Source organism: Amycolatopsis sp. MtRt-6 (assembly GCF_017308975.1).
GTDB lineage: Bacteria > Actinomycetota > Actinomycetes > Mycobacteriales > Pseudonocardiaceae > Amycolatopsis.
The window spans coordinates 132,661-149,147 of the sequence record NZ_JADWPD010000011.1 but is presented as its reverse complement, the minus strand read 5'-3'; the positions used below and the strand labels follow the sequence as shown (position 1 = coordinate 149,147).

Annotated in this window: 15 protein-coding genes; 3 read left to right on the top strand and 12 right to left on the bottom strand. The window is 73.0% G+C overall.

Annotated elements, in window-relative coordinates; genetic code table 11:
* Positions 1-2: 2 nt before the first annotated feature.
* From I4Q55_RS20450 to I4Q55_RS49250, 3 genes are all read right to left on the bottom strand, one after another.
* Positions 3-1,412, bottom strand: coding sequence for a hypothetical protein (locus I4Q55_RS20450; RefSeq protein ID WP_206789756.1), 1,410 nt, complete (start codon positions 1,410-1,412; stop codon positions 3-5).
* A 70-nt stretch (positions 1,413-1,482) separates the two neighbouring features.
* Positions 1,483-4,323 carry a helicase HerA-like domain-containing protein gene (locus I4Q55_RS49255; RefSeq protein ID WP_307793267.1) on the bottom strand — a complete coding sequence of 947 codons (2,841 nt, stop codon included), beginning with the start codon at positions 4,321-4,323 and terminating at the stop codon, positions 1,483-1,485.
* Positions 4,324-4,331: 8 nt separating this feature from the next.
* The gene (locus tag I4Q55_RS49250) at positions 4,332-6,245 is read right to left on the bottom strand and encodes a hypothetical protein (protein ID WP_242546366.1); all 1,914 of its coding nucleotides are present in this window, start codon (positions 6,243-6,245) and stop codon (positions 4,332-4,334) included.
* A 126-nt stretch (positions 6,246-6,371) separates the two neighbouring features.
* Between I4Q55_RS49250 and I4Q55_RS20440 the strand changes: the two genes are divergently transcribed.
* Positions 6,372-7,031: a DUF4190 domain-containing protein gene (locus I4Q55_RS20440; RefSeq protein WP_206789754.1), complete on the top strand. Its 660-nt coding sequence runs from the start codon at positions 6,372-6,374 to the stop codon at positions 7,029-7,031.
* On the opposite strand, the gene I4Q55_RS20435 is transcribed toward I4Q55_RS20440, so the two are convergent.
* Positions 6,986-7,273 (bottom strand): hypothetical protein, encoded by a 288-nt coding sequence (locus I4Q55_RS20435; protein WP_206789943.1) that lies wholly within the window; start codon positions 7,271-7,273, stop codon positions 6,986-6,988. The genes I4Q55_RS20440 and I4Q55_RS20435 overlap by 46 nt on opposite strands.
* A 179-nt stretch (positions 7,274-7,452) precedes the next feature.
* Between I4Q55_RS20435 and I4Q55_RS20430 the strand changes: the two genes are divergently transcribed.
* The gene (locus I4Q55_RS20430) at positions 7,453-7,947 is read left to right on the top strand and encodes an MFS transporter (RefSeq protein ID WP_307793266.1); all 495 of its coding nucleotides are present in this window, start codon (positions 7,453-7,455) and stop codon (positions 7,945-7,947) included.
* A gap of 37 nt (positions 7,948-7,984) precedes the next feature.
* On the opposite strand, the gene pdxS is transcribed toward I4Q55_RS20430, so the two are convergent.
* From pdxS to I4Q55_RS20415, 3 genes are all read right to left on the bottom strand, one after another.
* Complete coding sequence (gene pdxS, locus I4Q55_RS20425; RefSeq protein WP_206789931.1) at positions 7,985-8,908, bottom strand: pyridoxal 5'-phosphate synthase lyase subunit PdxS; 924 nt, start codon at positions 8,906-8,908, stop codon at positions 7,985-7,987.
* Between the two features lie 88 nt (positions 8,909-8,996).
* On the bottom strand, positions 8,997-9,980 hold the full coding sequence (locus tag I4Q55_RS20420) for a DUF5937 family protein (protein WP_206789753.1): 984 nt from the start codon (positions 9,978-9,980) through the stop codon (positions 8,997-8,999).
* A gap of 32 nt (positions 9,981-10,012) precedes the next feature.
* On the bottom strand, positions 10,013-11,455 hold the full coding sequence (locus I4Q55_RS20415; RefSeq protein WP_206789752.1) for an FAD-binding oxidoreductase: 1,443 nt from the start codon (positions 11,453-11,455) through the stop codon (positions 10,013-10,015).
* Between the two features lie 130 nt (positions 11,456-11,585).
* Here I4Q55_RS20415 and I4Q55_RS20410 point away from each other — a divergent pair, with 130 nt between their 5' ends.
* Positions 11,586-13,694 (top strand): elongation factor G-like protein EF-G2, encoded by a 2,109-nt coding sequence (locus I4Q55_RS20410; RefSeq protein ID WP_206789751.1) that lies wholly within the window; start codon positions 11,586-11,588, stop codon positions 13,692-13,694.
* A 109-nt stretch (positions 13,695-13,803) separates the two neighbouring features.
* Here the strand turns inward: I4Q55_RS20410 and I4Q55_RS20405 are convergent, their stop codons facing one another.
* The 5 genes from I4Q55_RS20405 to I4Q55_RS20385 are packed head-to-tail and all read right to left on the bottom strand — an operon-like array spanning position 13,804 to position 16,472.
* On the bottom strand, positions 13,804-14,313 hold the full coding sequence (locus I4Q55_RS20405) for an XdhC family protein (protein ID WP_206789750.1): 510 nt from the start codon (positions 14,311-14,313) through the stop codon (positions 13,804-13,806).
* Positions 14,314-14,331: 18 nt separating this feature from the next.
* A complete protein-coding gene (locus I4Q55_RS20400) occupies positions 14,332-14,583 on the bottom strand; it encodes a hypothetical protein (RefSeq protein WP_206789749.1) in 252 nt (83 codons plus the stop codon).
* On the bottom strand, positions 14,580-14,846 hold the full coding sequence (locus I4Q55_RS20395; protein WP_206789748.1) for a hypothetical protein: 267 nt from the start codon (positions 14,844-14,846) through the stop codon (positions 14,580-14,582). The genes I4Q55_RS20400 and I4Q55_RS20395 overlap by 4 nt, the downstream gene beginning before the upstream one ends.
* Before the next feature lies 1 nt (position 14,847).
* Positions 14,848-15,330 (bottom strand): NUDIX hydrolase, encoded by a 483-nt coding sequence (locus I4Q55_RS20390; protein ID WP_206789747.1) that lies wholly within the window; start codon positions 15,328-15,330, stop codon positions 14,848-14,850.
* Positions 15,327-16,472 carry a glycosyltransferase family 4 protein gene (locus I4Q55_RS20385; RefSeq protein WP_206789930.1) on the bottom strand — a complete coding sequence of 382 codons (1,146 nt, stop codon included), beginning with the start codon at positions 16,470-16,472 and terminating at the stop codon, positions 15,327-15,329. Before I4Q55_RS20385 ends, I4Q55_RS20390 begins: the two co-directional genes overlap by 4 nt.
* Positions 16,473-16,487: the final 15 nt, after the last annotated feature.

The following is a 16,487-nucleotide window of genomic DNA, read 5'->3' as shown; positions in this document are numbered from 1 at the left end:
GCTCACCCGTCGTCTTCGTCGGGGGCGGTCGCGCCGCCGCGCCGATCGGCGAGCCACTGCCGCGCCATGGCCGCCAGCGCCACCCCGGTCATGGCCACGGAGCCGATCATGTCCGGGGTGGAGGCCTGCGACTCGGCCGGCTCGAAGTGTGGGTGGTCCTCGGTGGTGACGGTGTGTTCGTGCGCCGGGTCCGCCTTGGCTTCGGCTTGGGCTTCGTTCTTGGCCTGCGCGGCCTCCCAGAGCTTGACGGCCGGCTCGGCGAGATCGGCCCCGTCTTCGGCGAGCCGCTCCGCGACCGTCTGCTCGCCCTTGAGCTTTTCGGCCAGGTCTTCCATCCGCTGTTCGCGTTCGGCGGGCGTATCGGGGCCGACCTCCCAGCCGTCCCCGTCCTCGTACCGCGCGACGACCTCACTGTTGTCGAAGTCCGTGTTCCACGGCCCGGCGACGGCGTCTCCGGCCTCGTGCTCACGCTGGGCTTCCGTGGGCTTGCCGGGAGCGTCCCGGTCGAGTTCCAGTTCGCCGGTCTTGGGGTCGAACTCGCCGCGGTAGGGGTTGGGCGCCTCGGGCCCTCGCTGCTCGGCTTGTTGGTCTGCTTGTTGGTCGGCTTGCCGCTCGGCTTGTTGGTCGGCTTGCCGCTCGGTTTGCTGCTCGGCTTGTTGGTCTGCTTGGCGCTCGGTTTGCTGCTCGGCTTGTTGCCCGGCGGCCTCACCGCTCGGCTCGGTCTCAGTGGTGACCACGGTTTCCTGCTGCGCGACGGGCTGCTCGCTTTGCGGCTTCGACTCCGGGGACGACCAGTTGCCATCCCATCCCGGCTCCCGCGGCTTCAGCTCCAGCTCGAGTTCGTGGTCCTCGGGCGGAGGCTGGTTGTCGGCCGCCTCCGGGTTTTGTGCGTTCTCCTGAGCCGCGTCGTCCGCATCGGTCTGCGCGTCGTCGGTTTCCGTGTCGTCGGCTTCCGCGCTCGCGGTTTCCGCGGCTTCGGTCTCCGCGCTCGCGGTCTCCGCAGCCTCAGTCTCCGCGCTCGCGGTCTCCGCAGCCTCAGCCTCCGCGCTCGCAGTCTCCGCGCCCTCGACCTCCGTGCCCTCCGTATCGCCGGTTTCCTCGCCTTCGGCTGCAGGAACCTCGTGGTCCGAGCCGTCGCCCTCGTCCTCCGCTTCCTGGGGTCCCGCGGTGGGAGGCTCGCCGTCCTGCTGGTTATCGGCGGCCGGCGGTGAATCGACGTTGTCGTCTTCCTGCTCGTCCGGCAGCGGCGTCTCCTCGGAAGCATCGGACTCCGGGGAAGGCGCATCGTCCTCGTCGTCGGCTTCCTGCGGGCCGCTCCGGTCGGCCGATTCCGGCTCTCCGGCGCCCTGGCCCGGGTCGTCGCCCTCATCCGCGGGTTCGGGACGCTCCGGTGTTTCGCTCGTCTCGCTCATTCTCGCCCCCGGTTCTCGTACGCGTCCCGCGCGATCGGAGTGACCGCCGCCGAGCCGCCGGTTTCCCGCATCAGTCCCTCCCCGCCACTTTGAGCACCGCCACCGCCCAGCTGTTGGGAAGGTTCAGGAACCCGGCCGCGTGCAGCAGCCGCTTCGCCGGGTCGGTCTCCCGGCTGAGCTTCCGGACCGCCGTGTCGATCAACGTCGGCCGCACCGTGCCGAGGACCGTTGCGTCGTCGTCGCGCCAGCATTCGGGGCGGTCGAGCAGCTCCGCCAGCTGCTCGGCCCGGGTGCGCCCGGCCAGAACCAGGCCGCGCGCGGCCCACGATTCCGTCGCGGGGTGCGGTGCGTCGTCCGAGCCACCTCGGGGTTTCAAGGCGCGCTTGACGTCGAACCAGCGGTAAGTGCCTGCCTGCCACCGGACTTCCGGGAAGGCGCAACCAGGCTCGCCGTTCAGCGTGCGCGTCGCACTGCCGGCCAGGTGTGCGACGAACTCGCCGGGCGCGTTGTACTCCGCGATGCCCGCGTAGCGCGCGTCGACCGCGGCCTGGATGCGGTGCGCCACCGCGCATTCCAGCGTCTGCTCGTCGAACGAACGCCGCAGCGACGCGATCCACGCCTGGTCCGGCTCGGGTGCCCGGCGGCCGGTGATGTGCGAGACCGTCAGCAGTTCCAGCCACAGCACCAGCTTCGGATCGTTGTCCGCCCGGTGCGCGGCGTCGCCGATCCGGCCCAGCGTGCACGGCGATGCCGCGCACAACCGTCCACAAGCGGCACTCCGGCGCGCGAGCACCGGCGGCGACTTCGAAACCCGCGTGGTGTCCTCGGCAGCTTCGTTCAGCGGCATCAGCAACCGCAGTGGCCGGTCCATGCCGTCGGTGAACACCGCGGCGCGGCCCGGCGGCAACGTCACGACGTGGCGGGACTGGGCCTCGCTCAGGTTCATCGTCGCGCCGACGGCCAGCCGGTCGTCCTCGGCGGGCAGCCGGTGCAGGATCTTGCACGCGGTGTTCTTGATGACGTCCGGCACGATCTTGCCCGGAATCTGCTCGGCGACCACGATTCCCTCGCCGTACGCGCGGATCTCCGCCAGCAGCGACGTGAACAGCTCCACCGCGTGCTCGGCCGGGCTGCCCGGCTCGGCGCGCTTCAGCAGCCGGTGCGCCTCCTCCAGCACCAGCACGTGCTTCAGCCCGCGCGAGCCGTGCCGGTGGTGGACGCGCAGGTGCTCGAACAGCCGGATCAGCACCGCCCCGATGAAGAACGCCTTGTCGGCGTCGGAGCCGATGTCCTCGATCTCCAGCACGACATTGCCCCGCAGCAGCGCCGCGACGTCCAGCGGGTGCCCGCCCTCGAAGAACCGGCCGGGCGTGCCCAGCCGCAGCGAGCCGATCCGGACGTCGACGAAGCCGCGGACGTTGTCGGCGACCTCCTTGCCGTAGCCGATGCCCTTGACCACCTCGATCGCGGTCGCCTGCAGGTCGCCGAGGCTCGGGTACTTCACCGGCCCCACCCGGCCGCGCACCTGCCCGGTCACCGTGTCCCAGCCCTGGTCGGTGTAACACCGGGTCAAGGCCTGCGCCAGGACCTGCGGAAACGGCTCGTCGGCGTCGAACGCGGCCAGGAACAGCGCGCGGACGAGGTCCAGGTGCGTCTGCAGCGGGAAGCCCGCGACGGGTTCCAGGGGGTTCAGCCCGCCGGGGTACGCCGTGGGGTCGCCGGGCCGGATCACCGTGACCGGCCCGCCGTCGCCGAGCCGTCCCGCCATCGCGGCGTACTCGGCCTTCGCGGGCTCGATCACCAGCCACGGCACCCCGGCGCGGTGCAGCCCCTCCAGGAGGTGCCGCACGGTCTGGGACTTGCCCGAGCCGGTGGCCCCGGCGACGAACGTGTGCCGGTTGAGCGTGTCCAGCGCGACGCCGAACTCCCCGACCGGCTGGTCGGCGTCGTCGAGCACCGTGCCCAGCGGGACGTCGCCGTCGAATTCGGGGGTGACGTCGAACAGCGGCGGCTCGGTCATCCGGATGCCCGGCAGCTCCCGCCTCGGCGGCCGGGCGACCGCGGCGACGAGCTCGCCGGTCGCCCGGAACGGCGAGCTCAGGGTGCCGTTCTCGAGCGGCTTGTCCCAGACTTCGGCGAACCCGGCGCAGTCAGTGCCCGGCGTCAGCACGTAGGGCAGCGCGTCGAGGTCGCTGGCGCTGCACAGCAACGCGGCCGCCGCGCGGGTCGCCGCCTCGTCCGGGCCGCCGACGAGGACGTGCACGCTCCACAGGCCCGCCGGCTGGGCGCGCGACAGCTCCCGGTACCGGCCTTCCGCGCGCAGCAGGGCGATCCGGTCCGGCTCGGAGTTCTCCCGCTGCCGCAGCCGCGGCATCGTGGTCTCCAGCCCGAGCAGCTCGCGTTCGATCGCTTCGGCACCCACGGGTTCCGCCACGACCAGCCAGGCGAACGCGCCGGGCATGTGGGCGACGTAGTCGTCGAACCCGCCCCGGCCGGGCGCCTCGGCGCCGGACTGGGGTGTCCACAGTGGATCCGAGCCGCCCGCGCAGCGCGTCCAGGACGGCAGCGCCGCCCACCGGTCCGCGAGTTCCGCGGTGTCCGCCGCCCGGCCGAGCCCGCCCGGTGGGTACAGCACCGGGACGACCCCGCCCCCGTTGACGCGGGCGACGGGAGAGTGCGGGCGGCCCCCGACCAGGACACGCAGCGCGCGGCTGCCCGCCGGGCGCTCCCACGCCACGGCGAAGGCCGCGTCCGGGCCGCGGAACCGCAGGTCGGCGTGCGCCGCGGAAAGCGCGGCGAACAACTGCGCCGGGGAACGTCCGCCGGTTTCGTCGGGCCGGTCCACCCCCGCCGCGAGGTCGTCGCCGCGCGGGACGGCCAGCAGGTCGTGGAACGCGAACCCTTCCAGCACGGCGGGCCTCAGCCGATGCGGGGGCGATCGGCGACCCGGTCGAGCAGCACGGTGCCCGGATTGCAGTCGCCGGTCAGCACCCGCCGGCCCGACACCCCGTTCTCGACCATCACGTACGCCGTCGGCGCGAGCCCCTGCAGGGCGGTCGGCTCGACCTCGAACTCGTACACGCGGGCCGCGGTCACGCCCCGGTTCTGGGAGTCGGCCTCGGACTGCGAGACCGTCTCCGACCAGTTCTGTTCCCGGCTGTGGGTCGTGGTGTTGGTGGTGCTCCACGAGCTGCTCGAGCTCGAACTCGAGCCACCGGGCCCCGTCGATCCGCCGGACGACCCGCCGTAGGTGTAGCCACGGGACCGTTGCACGCCCACGGATCCGCCCTCGGTCGACGACGTGCCGTGGGTCAGCGTCCGTCCGACCTGGAGCGTCAGCTGCGACAGCTCGAACTTGTGCCCGCGGCCGATGAACTCCGCCGCGGTCGCCGCCTCGTCGCCGTTGCCGAGCTGCATCAGCAGCGTGACGGTGCCGGCGGCGCCGAGCAGCTTCTGCATGTCGTCGCGCAGGTGCTGGACGAGGAAGATCAGCCGGACGCCCGCGCGGCGTGCCTGGCGTGCCATGGCCTCGAGCGATTCGAGGCCGATCTGGTCGGCACCCGCGACGATCAGCGTCTCGCGGCCGGTCGGCTCGCGGGTGTGCAGCTCCTGGAGCGTGCGGTGGAAGACGATGTGCTCGACGAGCCGGCGGTGCCGGCCGGTCTTGGACCTGGTCGCGACGACGGAGTACCCGCGCACCGGCCACAGCGCGCGGAACCCCGCCGTCGTCTGCGTCTCCGCGGCGCGTTCCGCCCTGGCCAGCCCGCGCAGCTCGCCTTCGAGCGCCTGGAGCTCGTTCCGGGTCTGCTCGGTGCTGCCGACGGTGTCCACATAGGAGTTGAGGTTGCGCACCTCGTCCGGCGAGAGGGTGTCGTCCGAGCCCGCGTCGTAGACCCGGCGGAACACCTGCAGCCCGGCGACCAGCTTGGCGAAGGTGGGCGGGCCGCTCAGCCGCTCGCCGACGGCGGTGAGCAGGTCGATGTGCAGGCCGCGCAGGTCCGCGCCGAACTGCGTGCGGTTCATCGTGTGCATGGTCTCGGCGATCACCTCGGCCAGCTCCGTCGCGTCGAGGTCGGCGATGATGCCGAGCTCGGCCAGGTCGCGCGGCAGCTCCTGGACGGCGACGGCGTAGCCCTTGCCCGCGGCCGCGACGGCGAGGTTGTCCCCCACCGCGAGGTCGGTGAAGTCGAGCAGGAACACCGACGAACCGGCGGCGAGCTGCGTCGACCCGACGGTCATGAGCAGGCTCGCCCAGCCGTCCTCGGTACCGCCGAAGACGTCGATCCGGGCCGGGCGCGAGGTCAGCTGGACCGGGTACCAGCGCATCTCCGACGCCACCCGCTGCGCCTCGCGCCGGTCGTGCTCGGCGACGCGCTGCTGCCACGACGTGTACGCCTGGTTGTAGCGTTCGACGGCGCCGTTGTACCGGGTGGTGTAGTCCCGCTTCATCACGCTGAACCGGCGCCGCGTGCGGAGGAGGTTCCAGACCGCCAGCAGGACGCCGATGCCCAGCACGACCCAGCCCGTCACCTCGACGGCGGCGGGGACCTGCTTCGCGACCGCCTGCACCATGCCGGCCGCCATCAGCGCCACCACGAAGGCCAGCACGACGTAGCCGAGCAGCCCGATCCACGCTCGCTTGCTGCGCTTTTCCCGCAGCTGGTAGTCCTGCGGCGCGTACACCTGTTCCGCGATCGGCGGGGTGCTCGCCTCCGGGCTGACCGCCGCGGGCACGGGCTTCACGAACTCCCAGCCCCACCGCTCGGTCGGCTGGAAGAGCCGCTCCCACATCTCGGTCGTCCGCCCGGCCACGACCACGTCCCGCCCCTGCACAGCGCCTCCGGTCCTCGCCCGCCCGTGTCGGGGCCATTCTGCCGGATGGTCTAACCCGATGTGACACTTTCCCCCATATTTGTCCATACTGGCCATCGCTCGATGTCGATCACGCAGGGGGGGACCATGTCCGAGCAGTACCCGCCGAACCCGCCGCAGTGGATGCCCGGGGTGCAGGCTCCGCCGAAACCGACGGGCACGAACGGGTTCGCGACCGCCTCGCTGATCCTCGGCATCCTGGGCCTCTGCGGCCTTTCCCTGGTCCTCGGCCTGGTCCTGGGGATCGTCGCGCTGGTCCAGATCGGCCGGACCGGGCAGGCGGGGCGCGGCCGGGCCATCGCCGGCATCGTGCTGAGCCTGCTGTGGGCGGGCGGGCTGACCATCGGCGTCATCTACATCGCCGACAAGGCCAGGACGACCGGGACGACTCCCACGATCGTGGGACTCAAGGTCGGCGAGTGCTACAACACCCCGGACGGGTACGGCCTGGACGCGACGAAGGCCGACTGCGCCCAGCCGCACGACGGCGAGGCGTTCGACACCGTGCCGCTGAAGGGCTACCTCAAGGGCGAGTACCCCGGCGAGGACTACCTCGAGGACCAGGCGAAGACCGGCTGCGAGTTGCGTCGCGCCGCGAAGTTCGGGCCGGGCCACACGCCGCCGGTCGAGGCCGAACTCGGGGTGTTCTACCCGGACTCGAAGGCCTGGCTGGCCGGGAAGTTCCACGCCGTCTGCACGCTTCAGGCGTCCTCGGACAAGCAGTTCACCGCGCCGCTGGGCCGCTGAAAGACGGCCGGCTGACGTATCTTGCCGCGCACGTGTTGCCGCCGGACCGGGCGCCTCGGAATACTTTTTCTCCTGCACCGCAGCTCCGCGATCGCGGCGAAGGCCGGCGGCTCGACGAGATCGGGCCGGGCGGTCTTCCCGGGGACCGACACCGAGCGGGAGGCGTCCATCGCTTCAGGACCGGTTCCGGCGAAGCAGTCGCGGAAGGGGATCTTCGCCGCCAGCATCGTCGGCACGTCCATCGAGTGGTACGACTACTAGATCCTCGGCACTGCCGCCGCCCTGGTCTTCGGCACACTCTTCTACCCCAGGACCTCCCCCACCGCGGTGATCGGGCACTTCGGCGACCGGACCGGCTGCAAGGCTGATCGGCGTACTGCCGACCTACGCCTCGATCGGTCTCGCGGCGCCGAGCCTGCTCGTGGTACTCCGGCTGGTCCAGGGCTTCGGCGTCGGCGGCGAGTGGGGCGGCGCGATCCTCATCGCCACCGAGAACGCGTCGCCGCGGCGCAAGGCGCTCTACGGCAGCTTCGCGCAGTTTGGCGTGCCGATCGGCGTGCTGACGTCGAACCTGGCGTTCCTCCCCGGGTCCGGGATGGCCGACGACGGCCTGCTCGCCTACGGCTGGCGCATTCCGTTCCTGATCAGCGTCGTGCTGGTGGTCGTCGGCTTCCTGGTCCCTTCCCGGCTGCGGGACACGCCCGAGTTCGAGCGCGTCAAGCGGGACGGCGCGGTGGCCAGGATCCCGATCCGCGACCTCGTCCGCCGCCACCCGCGCGGCCTCGTCCTGGGCAGCCTCGCGTCCGAGAGGAGTGCCGGCGGCGTCAGGTGCAGCAGGGCGAGACCGGCGAACAGCCGCGGATTTCCCATTCCGCACGGACCCGGGTCAGACGCAAGACGCGGGGAGGCCCCGTGAGCAGACGTTCACGGGGCCTCGATCGACCGAAGCCGCCTTACCAGCCGCGCTCGGCGAGGCGGTGCGGTTCCGGCAGCTCCTCGACGTTGATGCCGACCATCGCCTCGCCCAGGCCGCGCGAGACCTTGGCCAGGACGTCCGGGTCGTCGTAGAACGTCGTCGCCTTGACGATCGCCTCGGCGCGCTGGGCCGGGTTGCCGGACTTGAAGATGCCCGAGCCGACGAACACGCCCTCGGCGCCGAGCTGCATCATCATCGCCGCGTCGGCCGGGGTCGCGATGCCGCCCGCGGTGAACAGCACGACCGGGAGCTTGCCGTTGGCCGCGACCTCGCGCACCAGCTCGTACGGCGCCTGCAGCTCCTTCGCCGCGACGAACAGCTCGTCCTCCGGCAACGACGTGAGGCGACGGATCTCGGCGCGGATCTGCCGCATGTGCGTGGTGGCGTTGGAGACGTCGCCGGTGCCGGCCTCGCCCTTGGAGCGGATCATCGCCGCGCCCTCGGTGATCCGGCGCAGGGCCTCGCCGAGGTTGGTCGCGCCGCAGACGAAGGGCACGGTGAAGGCCCACTTGTCGATGTGGTTGGCGTAGTCGGCCGGGGTCAGGACCTCGGACTCGTCGACGTAGTCGACGCCGAGGGACTGCAGGACCTGCGCCTCGACGAAGTGGCCGATGCGGGCCTTGGCCATCACCGGGATCGAGACGGCCTCGATGATGCCGTCGATCAGGTCCGGGTCGCTCATCCGGGCGACGCCACCCTGGGCACGGATGTCGGCGGGCACGCGTTCGAGGGCCATCACCGCGACCGCGCCGGCGTCCTCGGCGATCTTGGCCTGCTCGGCGGTGACCACGTCCATGATGACGCCGCCCTTGAGCATCTCGGCCATGCCGCGCTTCACCTTGGCGGTGCCGGTGACGGACTGGACGGTGCCGCTGGAGGGAGTGGGCTGCTGCTCGGACACGACGAGGCCTTTCGACACGGTTCGGGGGTGGACGAGTCCGAGGGTAGGTCGGCGGTGGCCCCTTCAAGCAGGCCAGTACGCGGGTATCTCAGCAGTCCACTTCGCCGGTGCCCGCGACCAGGGATTCCGCGAGCGAAGTGCGCACGTAGAGCACGTGACGTCCGGCACGATGCCGGTTGACCAGGCCCGCAGCATGGAGTACGCCCAGGTGCTGCGACACCGCGCCGGCGCTCAGCCCGGTCCGCCGGGCCAGCTCCGCGGTGGACGCCGGTGCGGCCAGCTCGGCCAGCAGCATCGCCCGGCCGCGGCCCACCACGGCGGCAAGCGCGCCGGGCGCCGTGGCCGTGCCGGTCTCCCACAGCGTGGCGATCCCACGCGGCGGGTAGCGCAGCACCGGCTGCCAGCGCGTGTCGGTCTTGGAGAAGACACGCGGCCAGACGAACGCCGAGGGCACGAGCACGAGACCGCGTCCGTCGAGCGGGACGGCGGCGTGCAGGTGCCGGTGCGCCACCGTGAGCGTGCCGCCCTGCCAGCGGACCAGCGGCGTGAGGTCGTTGAACAGCTCGGCGGCCCCGCCCTGGGCCAGCAGCCGGGACCGGTACAGCACGTCGGCCTCGAGCAGCGCGCGGATCCGGGGCCAGTCCGGGGCCAGCACGAGCTGCCAGTACTGCTCCATCAGCGTCGCGAGCCGTTCGAGGCCCGCCTCGGGCTCGCGGTGGAAGCGGGTCAGCGCGGGCGAGCGCGGCCCGGCCATCGCGTCCAGTTCGCGCCGGACCAGGCGGGCGGGCACGTCCCGCAGGTCGGCGAGCTCGTCGGCCAGGTCGGGCAGCGGCGTCGACGGCGTGCCGGCCAGGAACCCGGGCAGGTGCCGCAGCGGGACGAGGTCGCGCAGCAGCCCGATGTCGAGGCCGGCCTCGGCCAGCGCCGCGGTGGCGCGCTTGATCCACGGCAGGTGCAGCGCGTGCTGTCCCGGGGAGTTCAGGACGCGGACGCTCGCGACGACCTCCCAGGCCGGGGAGAACGCGAACCGGGTGTGCGCCAGGTCCTCGGTGGAGAATGCCAGGTCGAGCACTGCTGCCTCCTGCCGGCCGGGTCCGGCGCAGTCTAGGACTCTCCCCTTTGGACAGTCGAGCGGGGCCCGGAAAGCCCTTGTGGGAAGGCGAAAAGCCCGCGCGGGTCATACTTCCGGGCGATCGCGCGCAGCCGCGGCAGATTCACCCCGTAGTACGCCCGCGCCCAGTCCGGCATGTCCGGGTCGAGGTAGTTGACGTACCCGGTGGTGCCGAACTCCGGCCCCAGCCCGTCGCGCACGGCGGCCAGCGCGCGCCGCGCTTCGGCTTCGCCGCCGTCTTCGGGCGTCGCGCCGTGCAGGAACTGGAAGCTCGCCAGGGCTGAGCGGTGTGGAAAGGCCGTCTCGCGGGCGCCGACGCGGGCGATCGCGCCGCCGGCGGAGTCGATGAGCGTGCCGACGCGGGGCGCCCGGGTCAGCACCTCGACGACGGCGGCCGGGTCGGTCACCGGCCGCCGCAGCATGCGCGAGGTGCCGACGTACGCCGCCCGGTTCGCGACGACGCCGGGCCGGGTCTCGTGGTCGTCGAACGACCGCAGCGCGCTCAGGTGGTCGGTGCGCCGCGCCTCCCGGCCGGCCGGCGGGGTGCCCACGCGGCGGACGAGGTCGTCGAGCAACGCCTTGAGCCGGGCTTCGGTGCCGAGGAACGTCCCGCTGGTTTCGGCGGCTCCCGCGTCGAGATACACCCCCGACCACAGCTCGTCGGGCATCCCCGGCAGCCACTCCTGCCACCCGGCCAGCAGCGCGGCCTGGGTGCCCGGCGGGAAGACGAGCTTGAAGGTGACGACGTCGGCGATGGGCACGGTCCGGAAGGTGAAGCCGGTGACGATCCCGAAGTTGCCACCGCCCCCGCCGCGCAGCGCCCAGAACAGGTCCGGCTCCGCCGCCGGGGACACCGTGCGCACGTGGCCGTCGGCGGTGACGATCCGCGCCGCCTCCAGGTGGTCGCACGTCAGTCCGTGCTTCCGGTCGACCAGGCCGACGCCGCCGCCGAGGGCGAGCCCGGCGATGCCGACGGTTTCGCACGAGCCGGCGGGCAGGACCCGGCCGTGCGCGGCCAGCGTCGTCGCGATCGGCCCCAGCCGGGCGCCCGCGCCGATCACCGCGCGGCCGTCCGGGCGCACGTCGATGCCGGAAAACCGGCTCAGGTCCACCACGATGCCGCCGTCCACAGTGGAATAGCCGGGGTAGCTGTGCCCGCCGCTGCGCGCGGCGACCGGCAGCCGGCGCCGGGCGGCGAACCCCACCGCGGCCTGGACGTCCTCGACGCGCGCCGCGCCCACGACCGCGGCCGGCATCCGGTGGTCGTACATGGTGAAGAAGCCCTGCTTGGCCTCCGGGTAGCCGGGGTCGCCCGGCCGGAACAGCGGCCCCGAAAGCCGTTTCCGGAGCCGCTCCCAGTCGTCCGGCGGGGGCCACCCCGCCAGGCCCGCCACCGGCACCGCGCCGGAAATCCGCAAGAACGCCCGCCTGTCCATACCGCTCCCCCGCGCCGCACTTCCCCCGGGCATTCGGCTGGTCCCGGGGGCCTTGCCTTGCCGTGACCAGGGTAGCGGGTGTGTGATCGAGGACACATCCCGTACACCAGCCGTTCGCCGAGGAGTCGTCATGGCAGACAAACAAGCCAAGCACGCCGACACCGGGGCCGCCGTCGCTGTGGACGACCCCGCCAAGGTCCGCAACGTCGTGCTCGTCGGGCCGGCGGGGTCCGGGAAGACCACGCTCGCCGAGGCCCTGCTCGCCGTCTCCGGCACGGTGCCGCGGGCGGGCTCGGTGGTCGACGGCACGACGGTGTGCGACCACGACCCGGCGGCGGTCCGCCAGCAGCGCTCGGTCGGCCTCTCGGTCGCCCCGGTGCTGCACCAGGGCCACAAGATCAACCTGATCGACACGCCCGGGTACGCCGACTTCGTCGGGGAGCTGCGGGCCGGGCTGCGGGCGGCCGACGCGGCGCTGTTCGTCGTCTCCGCCGCCGAAGGCGTCGACGCCTCGACGGTCGCGGTGTGGGAGGAGTGCGCCGCGGTCGGGATGCCGCGCGCGGTCGTCGTCTCCCGGCTCGACCACCACCGGGCCGACGCGATGGCCGAGATCGCCGCCTGCCAGGCCGCGTTCGGCGCCGGGGTACTGCCGCTGTACCTCCCCGCGGCCGACGGCCTGGTCGGGCTCATCACCCAGCGGTACTTCGACTACTCCGGCGGGCACCCGCCGAAGATCGGCGAGCCCGCCGCGGCCGACCTGGAGCGGCTGGCCGAGGCCCGCAACGAGCTGATCGAAGGGATCATCGCCGAGAGCGAGGACGAGTCCCTGATGGACCGCTACCTCGCCGGCGAGGAGATCGCCGAGGCGACCCTCATCGCCGACCTGGAGACCGCGGTCGCGCGCGGGTCCTTCCACCCCGTCATCCCGGTGTGCTCGACCAGCGGGATCGGGCTGGCCGAGGTGCTCGACGGCATCGTCCGGGCGTTCCCCTCCCCGCTGGAGCACCGGCCACCCGACGTCACCACGCCGGACGGCGGCGAGCACGCCGCGATCACCGCCGACCCCGCGGGCCCCCTCGCCGCGGAGGTCGTCCGGACGGCGGTGGACTCCTACGTCGGCCGGGTATCACTCGTCCGGGTGTTCTCCGGCACGCTGCGGCCGGAGCGGCCGGTGCACGTGTCCGGCCACGGCCTCGCCGAGCGCGGTCACGAGGACCACGACGCCGACGAGCGCGTCGCCCACCTGTATTCGCCGCTCGGCTCCGCCCTGCGGGAAGTGCCCTACTGCGTCGCGGGCGACCTCTGCGCGCTGACGAAGGTCGGCTCGGCGGAAACCGGCGACACCGTCTCCTCCCCCGACGACCCACTGCTCATGGAGCCGTGGGCGATGCCGGAGCCGCTGCTGCCGGTGGCGGTCGTCGCGAAGACCCGCAGCGACGAGGACACGCTGGCCCGCAACCTCTCGCGCCTGGTCGCGGGCGACCCGACGCTGCGGCTGGACCGCAACGCCGAGACCGGCCAGCTGGTCCTGTGGTGCATGGGCGAGGCCCACGCCGACGTCGTGCTCTCGCGGCTGCGCGCGGGCGGCGCCGACGTCGACACCGAACCGGTGAAGGTCAGCCTGCGCTCGACGTTCAGCAAGCCGGCCAAGGGCCACGGGCGGCACGTGAAACAGTCCGGCGGGCACGGCCAGTTCGCCGTCTGCGACATCGAGGTCGAGCCGCTGCCGCGCGGCAGCGGGTTCGAGTTCGTGGACAAGGTCGTCGGCGGCGCGGTGCCGCACCAGTTCATCCCCAGCGTGGAGAAGGGCGTGCGGGCCCAGCTGGCACGCGGCCTGGCCGATGGCCACCCGGTGGTCGACGTCAAGGTGACCCTGGTCGACGGCAAGGCGCACAGCGTGGATTCGTCGGACGCGGCGTTCCAGACGGCGGGCGCGCTCGCCCTGCGCGAGGCCGCGGCGAACGGGCACATCACGATGCTGGAACCCCTGGAGGAGGTGGCGATCCGCCTCCCGGACGAGCACCTCGGCACGGTCCTCGGCGACCTGTCGTCCCGCCGCGGCCGGGTGCTGGGCACCGAAGCGGGCGAAGGCGGCCGGACGGTGATCCGCGCGGAAGTCCCGGCGACGGAACTGGTGCGGTACCTGATCGACCTGCGCTCGATGACTTCGGGCACTGCCACGTTCACCCGCCGCCACGCCCGCTTCGAGCCGATGCCGGAGGGAATGGCCGTGCACTAAGCCGGATCTCGCGTGATCGAGCCCGTGACTCGCGTGCTTCGAGGCGGAACGGCCCCGATCACGCGAGTCACGGCTTCAATCACGCGAGTCACGGCTCCGATCACGCGGGTCACGGGGTGAAGTCGAAGCCGCCGGGGCGGTTGTTGCGGTCGGCGAGGAGACCGGCCAGCGTGGCCAGGGCGATCTCCGGCGGGGTGCGGGAACCGATGTTGAGCCCGACCGGGCGGTGCACGCGGGCGATGTCGGCGTCGGGCACGCCGAGTCCCCGCAGGGCGGCCACGTGCGGGCCGGCGTGACGCGGGTTGCCGAGCACCCCCACCCACCGCGGCTCGCCTTCGAGTGCCGCCTTCAGCACCGCGCCCAGCTCCGGCCGGTGGTGGTCGGTGACGACCACGTCCGTGGCGGCGTCGAGCGGCGGCAGGACCGTGTCCGCGTCGAAGCCCTCGGGGACGTCGGTGACGCGCGCGGGGTCGGGCTCGTACAGCGCGACGTGGTAGCCGAGGTCCTTCGCGAACTTCAGCAGGAACCGGGAAACCGGCGAGGCGAACACCGCCACCAGGGTGCGCACCCCCGGGTCGGCCGGGGCCGTGCCGTGGGCGACGTCGCAAGTCTCGCTCATGGGCTCAGTTTGGCAGCTTCAGACCTCTTCGAGCACGCTCACCCGGAAGTGGAACGTCGCCGTCCGGCCCTCGGCGATCACCAGGTAGCCGCCCGGGCCGCGCAGCACCGTCCGCGTCTTCACCGACCACGGGTGGGCCGGTTCGTGCTCACGCGCGAGCCGCAGCGCCTCGGCCTCGGCGGTCTCCCGGTCGGCGAACCGCACCCGCTCCGACAGCGCCCAGTTCCGCTCCGACCCGCGCTGCTCCTCGACGACCACCCACCAGGTCACGGTGCCGCCACCCTATGGCCAAGTGTCACACGGAAGTGAAACTTAGCCGTAGGGCCGGACGCGATCACCAGATACCCGTCGGCGACCTGCAGCACCTTCCGCTCGGTCACCTTCGACGGGTGTATCGGCTCATGCGAGAACGCCAGGCTCCGCGCCACCGCGTCGGCGTGCTCGCGATCGCCGCCCGCCGGCTTCGTCTTCGTGACGTTCCAGGCGCGCGCGTCCCCGCCGCCACGCTGTTCTTCGACGACCACCCACCACATGTCAGACCTCCGGCTCCGCGAATTCGAAGTACTCCGGCAACGGCGCGGTCCCCGCCAGGCGGAAGTACCGCACCTTGCGCCGCCGCCGCAGCCGCAGGGTGTCGCGGACGGCGTCGTTGTGGACGCGGCGGGCGATCACCACCCGGTGCTCGGCGTCGGTCAGCTCCTCGGCCAGCTCGGCCGGCAGGCGGTCCCGGTCGACGCGGCCCAGGTGCAGCGTCAGCTCGTTCTCCGCGGCTTCGCGCTCGGCCCGGGGCGCCGCCTCGGCGCGTTCGGCCGACGTCCGCAGGCCCGGAGAACCCAGCACCGAAGCGACCGCGCGCGCGACGACCGCCCGGCGGGCCAGCGCCGCGTCCAGCGCGGCCCAGCCGGCGTCCGTGCGGACGTGCAGCCGGTCGAGCCGGTTCGCGGTCGCCACCAGGAACAGCCCGCCGAGCACCACGACGAGCGCGAGCAGCGGGAGCAGCCAGCCGAGCACGTTCACCGGGCGAGCTCCCCCTCCGGCGCCGCGACGCGCCGCGGGTCGGCGGCAACGGCCGTCTCGTAGACGCGCAGCACCTGCGTGGCCACGACCGACCAGTCGTACATCGTGACGCGCTCCCCCGCCGCCGCGGCCAGCGACGCCCGGCGCGCCGGGTCACCGAGCAGCTCACGCAGCCCGTCCGCGAGCGCGGCCGGGTCGCCGGTCTCGACGAGCATCCCGGCGTGGCCGTCGTCGAGCACCCGCCGGAACGAGTCGAGCCCGCTGGCCAGCACCGGGGTGCCGGCCGCCATCGCCTCGGTGAGGATCATCCCGAAGCTCTCGCCGCCGGTGTTGGGCGCGCAGTAGACGTCGACGCTGCGCAGCGCCTGGGCCTTCGTGGCGTCGTCGACCTGGCCCAGCAGCTCCAGGTGGGGGGCCAGCTCGGGCCCGGCGTCGCGGCGCAGCTGCTCGGAGTCGCCCCGGCCGACCACGACCAGCCGCAGGTCCTCGAACTCCGGGAGGATCCGCCGCAGCGCCTCCAGCAGCACGCCCATGCCCTTGCGCGGCTCGCCGAACCGGCCCACGAACCCGACCGTGCCGCCGGCCCGCGGGTACCCGGCCAGTGGCGGTGCCGAGGAGAAGAACTCGACGTCGACGCCGTTGGGGATCTCCACGGCGTCGCCGCCCGCGTGCTCGACCTGGACGCGGCGGGCCAGCGCGGACACCGCGATCCGTGCCGTGATCTTCTCCAGCAGCGGCCGCAGCACCGGCTGGAACGCCGAGAGCGTGCGCGAGCGGGTCGTCGCGGTGTGGAACGTCGCCACGATCGGGCCGTCCGCGATGAGCAGCGCCAGCAGCGAGAGACTCGGCGCCGCCGGTTCGTGCAGGTGCAGGACGTCGAAGTCGCCTTCGCGGATCCAGCGCCGCACCCGGGCGTAGGACACCGGGCCGAACTGCAGCCGCGCGACCGAGCCGTTGTACGGGATGCCGAGTGCCTTGCCCGCCGGGTGGACGAACTCCGGCAGCTCGGCGTCCTCGTCCGCGGGCGCCAGCACGGAGACCTGGTGCCCGCGCGCGAGCAGCGCCTTCGTCAGGTCGATGACGTGCCCCTGGACCCCGCCGGGCACGTCGAAGGAGTAGGGGCACACGATCCCGACCCGCATCGGCCGCGTGGCCAC

What these genes read in the sequence shown, in the direction of transcription:
- I4Q55_RS20415 (WP_206789752.1), bottom strand. Translation starts at nt 11,455, where the DNA reads ATGGACAGGCGGGCGTTCTTGCGGATTTCCGGCGCGGTGCCGGTGGCG.
- I4Q55_RS20385 (WP_206789930.1), bottom strand. Translation starts at nt 16,472, where the DNA reads ATGCGGGTCGGGATCGTGTGCCCCTACTCCTTCGACGTGCCCGGCGGG.
- I4Q55_RS20435 (WP_206789943.1), bottom strand. Translation starts at nt 7,273, where the DNA reads ATGGACGTGCCGACGATGCTGGCGGCGAAGATCCCCTTCCGCGACTGC.
- I4Q55_RS20450 (WP_206789756.1), bottom strand. Translation starts at nt 1,412, where the DNA reads ATGAGCGAGACGAGCGAAACACCGGAGCGTCCCGAACCCGCGGATGAG.
- I4Q55_RS20440 (WP_206789754.1), top strand. Translation starts at nt 6,372, where the DNA reads ATGTCCGAGCAGTACCCGCCGAACCCGCCGCAGTGGATGCCCGGGGTG.
- I4Q55_RS20410 (WP_206789751.1), top strand. Translation starts at nt 11,586, where the DNA reads ATGGCAGACAAACAAGCCAAGCACGCCGACACCGGGGCCGCCGTCGCT.
- I4Q55_RS20405 (WP_206789750.1), bottom strand. Translation starts at nt 14,313, where the DNA reads ATGAGCGAGACTTGCGACGTCGCCCACGGCACGGCCCCGGCCGACCCG.
- I4Q55_RS20395 (WP_206789748.1), bottom strand. Translation starts at nt 14,846, where the DNA reads ATGTGGTGGGTGGTCGTCGAAGAACAGCGTGGCGGCGGGGACGCGCGC.